This is a genomic window from Roseomonas genomospecies 6 (assembly GCF_008365375.1).
Lineage (GTDB): Bacteria > Pseudomonadota > Alphaproteobacteria > Azospirillales > Azospirillaceae > Azospirillum.
The window spans coordinates 83,207-91,774 of sequence record NZ_QOKW01000026.1 but is presented as its reverse complement, the minus strand read 5'-3'; the positions used below and the strand labels follow the sequence as shown (position 1 = coordinate 91,774).

Genomic DNA, 8,568 nt, shown 5'->3' with positions numbered 1-8,568 from the left:
GAACAGCGGCTCCACGAGCGACACTCTGACCAGCGTCGCGGCACCGGTCATCACGGGGAGCGTGGCCGAGGCCGGCACCGTGATCCTTTATGAAGGTGCTACGGCGCTCGGCACGGCGACCGTGGCCACAGCCGGAACCTGGACCATTGCCGCCGCTTCGCTGGCCGATGGCGCGCACACGGTGACCGTCACGGTGACCGACACGGCGCACAACACCTCGCCTGCCTCCGCTGCACTGACGGTGACCATTGATACCACGGCGGCCACTCCTTCGGGGCTCGCCCTGTCGGCATCGTCAAACAGCGGCTCGACAGCGGACACGCTGACCAGCGTCACGAGCCCGGTCATCACAGGCAGCGTGGCCGAAGCGGGCACGGTGGTGCTGTATGAAGGCGCCACCGCTGTGGGCACGGCGACGGCTTCCGCTCCCGGCGCATGGACCGTCACTGCGGCCTCGCTGGCCGATGGCGCGCACAGCCTGACCGCCAAGGTGATCGACACGGCCGGCAATACGTCCTCAGCGTCGACCGCGCTGACGGTGACCATCGACACGGGAGCGCCGTCCGTCGCCATCGTGCTGAGCAAGACGACGCTCGGGGTGGGAGAGACGGCGACCGTCACCTTCACCTTCAGCGAAGCGCCGGTCGGCTTCTCCGCCGCAGCCGTCACCACGCCGAACGGCACGCTGTCGAACCTGTCCGTCCTGCCCGGCAGCAATGGGCTGATCTACACTGCCACGCTGACACCGACCGCGGAGACCGTCTCTGCCGACAGCCGGATCACCGTTGCCACGGGCTGGAGCGATGCCGCCGGCAATGCCCCGGCGGGTGCGGCGACCTCGGCCGGCTACGCCATTGACACCCGGAGTCCGCCCAGCAACACGGCCCCCGTCATCGGCGGCGCCGTGGCCGGCCAATCGGTCGACGACACGGCCAGCCGGCGGCCCTTCTCCGCTCTGACGGTTTCCGACGCCGAGGCCGCCCAGGCCCAGACCGTCGAGGTGACGGTGCGCGACACGGTCGGCACGGTCGGCGATGCCACCGGCGCCTTCACCCAGGCCAGCCTGACCGCCAGCGGCTTCACCAAGTCCGCCGCCGGCACCTATCGCCTGACCGCCGGCTCCGCGGCGGCGGCCCAGGCCGCGCTGCGGCTGCTCGACTTCCAGCCGGCGTCCAACCGCACAGCGCCGGGTGGGCAGGAGGCGACGGCCTTCACCATCACGGTCACCGACGCCGACGGCGCGTCGGTGACGAACACCGTCACGAGCATCAGCGCGCTGTCGGTCAACGATTCGCCGCTGCTGGCCCAGGCGCTCGGGACCCGCTCCGTCGACCAGGGGCAGGCCTTCTCCTACACCGTCGCGCCCGGCACCTTCACCGACGCCGACACCGGCGACAGCCTTACCCTGAGCGCGGCCAGCGGCGACGGCTCGTCCCTGCCCAACTGGCTCAGCTTCGACGCAACCACCGGACGGCTGTCCGGCACGCCGGGCAACGCCGACATCGGCACCCGGACGGTGCGCATCACCGCCACCGACTCCTCCGGCGCCGCGACCTCGGACCTGCTGACCATCCAGATCGCCAATATCAACGACACGCCGGTCGCGGCGAACGACGCGGGCGGCACCGACACGCGCACTCCCGTCACGGTGACGGCGGCCCAGGGCGTGCTCGCCAACGACAGCGACCCCGACGTTGGCGACCAACTGGTCGTCAGCGCGGTGGCCGGCGACGCTGCCAGCGTCGGCAAGGCCATCACGCTGGCCGGCGGCGGCAAGCTGACGCTGAACGCCGACGGCGGCTACAGCTTCGACCCGGCCGGCGCCTACGCCACACTGCTCTATGGCCAGACCCGGCAGGAAACGGTCAGCTACACCGTCGCCGACCGGGCCGGCGCGACCTCCACCGCGACGCTGACCATCACCGTGCGGGGCGCCAACACCGCCCCGGCCGTGCAGGAGGCCAAGCAGGTCGCCATCGACCAGAACTCCAGCCGTGTCGGCCTGTCCATCGACAAGCCGGTCGATCCGGAAGGCGACCCGCTGACCATCTCCGTCACCGGCCTGCCCACGGTTGGGACGCTCCAGCGCTACGACGGCACGGCGATCGCCGTCGGCGACACGCTGACGCCGGAACAGCTTGCCGCGGTGGTCTACACGCCGCCCTTCGGCGCCACCGGGGCCGCCGGCGCCTTCAGCTATGCCGTCTCCGACGGGACCAGCCTGGTCAGCCGGGCGGTGACGATCAGCCTGACCCCGGTCCAGTGGCTGGGGATCACGCCGTCCAGCCAGTCCGTTGCGGAGGGCAACGGCGGCACCACCACCCTGACCTACACGATCACCCGGCGCGGCGACACGTCGGGCAGCACCACGGTCAAATGGCAGGTCGACACCGGCGGCCTCGGTGGGGGCCTGAGCGGCAGCCTCGCCGACGCGTCCGATTTCGGCGGCACGCTGCCCAGCGGCACCATCACCTTCGCCGCCGGCGAGACCAGCAAGACCGTCAGCGTCCCGGTCAGCGGCGACCGGCTGGTGGAGGGCAACGAGCAGTTCCGCGTCCTGCTGTTCTCCCCCTCCACCACGGTGGCGGGCGCCAAGATCACGGTGGAAAGCGCGTCGGCGCTCGGCACCATCCTCAACGACGACCGCGCCGCCACCATCACCAACGTGACCGGCCCGACCCCCGGCCGCTATCTGGCGGCGCGCGGCGACACGCTGGACTTCACCGTCGCCTTCAGCGACGCGGTCAGCGTCGCGGGCACCGGCTCCCCCCGGCTGGCGTTGACCATCGGGACCCAGACCCGCTATGCCGGCTTCGTCCGCGCGGAGTCGGGCAAGCTGGTCTTCCGCTACGCCGTCGCCGCGGGCGACCTGGACAGCGACGGCATCGCCCTGGCCGGTTCCATCGACCTGAACGGCGCGCAGATCCTCGACAGCGCCGGCAACACCGTCAGCAGCCTCGGCTTCGGCACCGTGGCGCCGGCCACCAGCAAAGTGCTGGTCAACGTCCGCGGCGGCCACGCCATCGATGGCTACATTGCCGGCGCCACGGTGTTCGCCGACGCCAACGCCAACGGCCAGCTCGACAGCGGAGAGGCGTCCGGGACGACAAACGCGGTGGGCAACTGGTCGATTCAGGGTGGTTCCGGCCCGATCGTCATGGTGGGCGGCACCGACATTTCGACCAACCTCGCCTTCACCGGAGTGTACGAGGCGCCGGGCGCGGCATCGGTCATCACGCCGCTGACCACCATCGTCATGGGCATGGCGGGGCTCGCCGGGACCGACGCCGAGATCGCGGCGGCGGCGACCGAGCTGAAGGCCAAGCTCGGCCTCGACGCGGGGATCGACCTGCTCACCTACGATCCCATCGTGGCCGTGACCACGACGGGAGCGGACGCCGCGACCATTGCGACCGCGCTGAAGACGCAAGCGGCGGCGTCCAGCGTCGCCAACGTGATCGTCCAGGGCAGCGCGGTGCTCGCCGGGGCGGTGACCGGCACGCCGCCGGCCAGCGGCGTGATCGGGCGGGCGCTGGTCGGCGCCATCGCCGACGCGATCAAGGCCCTTCCCGCGGGCGGCACGATCGACTTGGCCAACCCCACCGTCCTGGCCGCCATCCTGGCCGCCGCCGGAGCCCGGATCGGGGCCGTGGACAGCGCGAAGCTGGCCGCGGTGACGAGCGGGGCCGCCAACGTCATCGCCGCCTCGAACGGCGCGGTGATCACCGCCGGCACGACCAACAGCGGCGGCCTGGACGGGCTGACCCAGATGGCCCAGGCCCAGGTGGTGGCGCAGGGCACGGCCGCCACCGAACTGCGCAGCGGCACCGCCGCGGGTGACGTGACCGGCGCGGTCACCGCCTTCACCGGCACCAACCTCCAGCAGCAGATCAGCACCGCCCAGGTGGCCGTGGTGGTGCCGTCGCGCCTCGCCATCGCCGCGACCGACGCCGACAAGCGGGAAGGCGACACCGGCACCAAGGCCTTCACCTTCACCGTCACCCGCGCCGGCAACACCGGCGGCGCGCTGACGGTCGACTGGGCGGTCGCGGCCAACAACGGATCGGGGGGCAGCACGCTGAACGCGGCCGACTTCGGCGGGACGATGCCTTCGGGCACCGTCGCCTTCGCGGACGGCGACACGACGAAGACCATCACCATCCAGGTGTCCGGCGACACGGACATCGAGCCGGACGAGACCTTCACCGTCACCCTGTCCAACCCGTCCGTCGCCGCGACGTCGATCGAAACCGCGTCGGCCTCCGGGACCATCCGCAACGACGACCCGATCAACCCGACGCTGACCCTGCCGGCCGCCCAGACCGTGGTGGCTGGGACGTCTGCGGCGGTCAGCGGCCTCCGCGTGGCCGATGGCGACAGCGCCACCGTGACGGCGACCCTGACCCCCGGCAACGGCAGCCTCGTCCTGGCCGGGCCGGCCACCGTCAGCACGGCCGCCGACGGCACCGTCACGGTCGGCGGCAGCGTGGCCGACGTCAACGCCACCCTGGCCACGCTGGTCTTCACCGGCGCCCGGGGGGAGACGGCGGGCAGCGTCGCGGTGACACTGGCCGACGACGACTCCACAACGCCCGACGCCTCGGGCACGCTGTCCTTCGCCATCCAGTCGCCGCCGGCCAACACGCTGCCGAGCAGCCCGACCATGGTCGCCGGCAAAGCCGCCGAGGTGCTGGGGCTGGAGATCACGGACACCGACGGTGGCACCATGACCGTCGTGCTGACCCCGACCAACGGCACCATCACGCTGCCGCTCTATGGCGCCGCCACGGCGACCGACCTCGGCAACGGGACGATCCGGCTGGCCGGTACGCTGGACGACGTGAACCGGACGCTGCAGCAACTGGAGTTCACCGCGTCCCGCAACGTCACCAGCGCGTCGATCCAGTTCCAGACATCCGACGACCAGCCCCTGACCCCCGACACCGACAGCCTGCTGGTCATCGGCGTGCTGTCCTCGCCGGAGCAGACCGTGCCTGCCACCCTGTCGGCGGTCGCCGGCGTGACGACCGCGGTGAGGGGGCTGTCGGTCGGCGATTACGACAGCGCGACGTTGCAGGTCACGCTGACCCCGACCAGCGGCACGCTGGCGCTGACCGCGCAGGGCGCGTTGACGCTGACGCAGCCATCCGCGGGGGTCTGGCGCCTGCTCGGCACGCAGGCGGACATCGCGGCCACGCTGGCGACGCTGACCTACACGGGCACGGCGGGCCAGACCTCCGGCACGATCCGGGTAACGACCAGCGATCTCGGCACGCTGACGACCGACGCCGACACGACCATCGCGGTGACCATCGTCGACCCGGTGACGCTGGCCGCCCCGACGCTGACCCTTCCGCAGCCGGTCACCCTCGACCAGGGCCTGAACACCGCGTTGACCGGCATACAAGTCGCCGATTCCGACAGCGGCACGCTGACCGTGACGCTGACCCCGACGCAGGCGGCCCTGAGAGCCACGGCGGCGGGGCAGGCAGCCGTCGCGACGGCCATCGACGGCACCGTGACGATCACCGGCTCGGTCGCCGACGTGAACGCGACCCTGGCCAACCTGCGCATCACCGGCGGCACGTCCGCCACGGCGACGGTCGCGGTGAGCGTGAGCGACGGCGCCACCGCCCCGGCGACCGGCACCCTGACCCTGCCACTGGTCGACCGTACGCCGCCGGGCAGCCCGACGATCACCGCGGCCAGCGGCGATGCCGCCGGTACGCGTCCGCTGACCATCACCAACCATAACCGGCTCTATATCCGCGGCACCGCGGAGGCCAACAGCCACGTCGTCCTGTCCGACACCGGGACCGCGGTGGCGACGGTCACCGCCGACGCGTCCGGCGCCTGGATCGCCGACCTCAGTGCCGCGCCGCTGGCGGATGGCACCCACGCCTTTACCGCGCGGGCAACCGACGCGGCGGGCAACACCAGCCCGCCGTCCGCCGCCCTGTCGGTCACCGTCGACACCCTCGCCCCGTCGACGCCGTCGGTCGCCTTTACGGGCGGCACCATCGACCGCGCCCAGCAGACCAGCGTCGGCTTCGTCCTCTCCGGCGCGGAGGTCGGGACGACTTACCGCTGGACGCTCTCCTCCTCGGGCGGCGGCAGCCCGCTCTCGGGGACGGGAACGGTCGCCACCGCCAGCAACACGGTCGGCGGGCTCGACGTCTCCGCCTTGGCCGATGGTACCTTGACCCTGTCGCTCACGCTGACCGACACCGCGGGCAACGCTTCGGCAGCCGCGGCGGCGACCGTGGCGAAGGCTGCGGGCGTGTTGGTGGACGGTGCCCAGGTCCAAACCTCCGCCGCGCAGGCCAACGGAAAATCCATCAGCACGGTGATCGTCCAGGCGCCCACCGATGGCCGCGCGGACGATCCCGGCACCGCGAACGCCGGTTTGGCCGATGTCCCGCTGGTCCAGGAAACACGGACCGACCCGACCAGCGGCGCGACCACCCTGGCGACCACGTTGCAGGTCGGGCTGCCCACCGGAGTCGGCGTGACGGCGAGCGGCCCGACGAACCGCGGGGCGCCATCCTCGACGCTGGCCGACCTGATCCGCGAGATCGGGGCGCGCACGGCGGCCGGATCGGCGTCGCGCGCCGATCTGGAAGGCGGCGGCACCAGCTTCCTGAACGCGCTGCCGCAGCAGGCGTCCCTCCTGCTGCGCACGCTTGCCTTCACCGCGCCCGGCACGCCGGGGACGGCGGTGCATGTCACCGGAACCACGCAGACGGCCACCACCCCGACGGCTTTGGTCATCGACACGACCGGTGCCGCCGGGCCGCTGACCATCCAACTCGACCGGGTGGAGTTCGCCGCGGTGATCGGTTCGGCGACTCTGACCGGCGGTGCTGGCAACAACGTGGTCTATGGTGACGCCAGCAGCCAGTCGATGATCCTCGGCCCTGGCGACGACCTGCTGTCGGGCGGCGGCGGCAACGACACGGTGGCGAGCACGCTCGGCAACGACACGCTGTACGGCGATGCCGGCGACGACCTGATGAACGGCGGCGACGGCGACGACCTGATGGACGGCGGCACCGACAACGACACGATGGGCGGCGGCGCCGGCCGGGACACCATGGGCGGCGGTGCCGGCAACGACGTCCTGATCGGCGAGGACGGCGACGACGCGCTGTTCGGCGGGACCGGCAACGACACCCTGTTCGGCGGCGACGGCAACGACGCGCTGTTCGGGCAGGAGGGCGACGACGTCCTGGCGCTCGGCGCAGGTGCGGACATCGCCGACGGCGGCGACGGCAACGACACCCTGTTCGGGCAGGAAGGCGCCGACACGCTGTTCGGCGGCGGCGGCGCCGACATCCTGGCTCTGGGGACGGGCAATGATCTGGCCGACGGCGGGGCGGGGAACGATACTCTGTTCGGCGAGGACGGCAACGACACCCTGTTCGGCGGCGCCGGGGACGACCTGCTGTCCGGCGGGGCGGGGGACGACCTGCTGTTCCTCGATCAAGGGGCCGACACGGCGTGGGGCGGCGCGGGGGCGGACTGCTTCGCTCTCGGCGGCTCGTCCGGCGGTGTGGTGGTGATGGACTTCACCGCCGGCACCGACCGGCTGGCGCTGTTCGATCCCACGCTCGATCTCAGGAGTGTGATCGCTTCGGCGCGCGTCGTGAGCGGCAACTCCGTGCTCGACCTGCGCCCGGGCGTCAGCGTCACCATCATTGGCCAGACCGGCGATGTCGCCAAATGGTTCGCCTGACGGAGACTTTGGCGCACGAATCGGCGCGAGGGCGGAGTCCACCGCGGCCAGCGGTTATCAGGCCCTCTTGCGCAAGACGGGCATGCCAAAGCTGGTCGTGATGTTTCATGACCTTGCAAGCGACGGCGGCCTCGACTTTCTGGGTCGGCAGACTCCGAGCCCGGAGGCTACGGCCGATCAATTGCTTGTAGCGCATCATCGCCACCTCGCCCAAGGAGCGGCGGCCGTACTGCACCGCCCGCTGCCAGCCCTGCCGTCCACGCTCGGCGATCCTCTGGATATGACGGTCGCGTTGGCTGGGGGCGCTCCCGGCTGTGTCGCTCGGCACCGCGGTGGAGCACGGCGGGATGATCACCTCCGCCTCGGGGCTGTGGGCGGCCACGGCGCGGTAGACGGGCTCGCCGTCGTAGGCCCGCTTCGATGGCCACGTCCGAGCAGCGCGCTGGCCGACTGCGTCGGCCCGTCCTGGGCGGTGTCCAAGCGGCGATCGCCTCCGGTGTCACCCAGATCGTCAGGTTACCGCGCCGGCGCAGCGCCGCATCGTAGGCCGCCCAATTCTCCACCCGGTAGCGGGCGCGCGGAATCTCGTGGCGCCGCCTCTCATTCACTTTGTACGGCATCGCTGGTTCGGCTTCAGCAGCCCTGCTTTCCTACCCCGCTATCCTGCCCCGGCCAACCTCCCGCCAATTTATGCGCCAAGGTCCAGTCCAGGCGCTTCCGGCCATTTTGGCCTCTGCAAGGGCGAGAAGTTTGCGGATGGTCACCATGTCGGAGTGGTTCCGCGAACTCTACGGGTGATGGCAGTCAGCGATTCCGGCGCCTTTCCGGTTGCG

At 71.6% G+C, this 8,568-nt stretch carries 1 protein-coding gene and 1 pseudogene; one reads left to right on the top strand and one right to left on the bottom strand.

Going from position 1 to position 8,568, the window contains the following annotated elements:
- Positions 1-7,735, top strand: a 7,735-nt coding sequence (locus DS843_RS24695; protein ID WP_149471485.1) for an Ig-like domain-containing protein, incomplete at its 5' end; no start/stop codon positions are given.
- Positions 7,736-7,792: 57 nt separating this feature from the next.
- On the opposite strand, the pseudogene DS843_RS24690 reads toward DS843_RS24695, so the two are convergent.
- Positions 7,793-8,355, bottom strand: a pseudogene (locus DS843_RS24690) (transposase).
- Between the last annotated feature and the right edge of the window lie 213 nt (positions 8,356-8,568).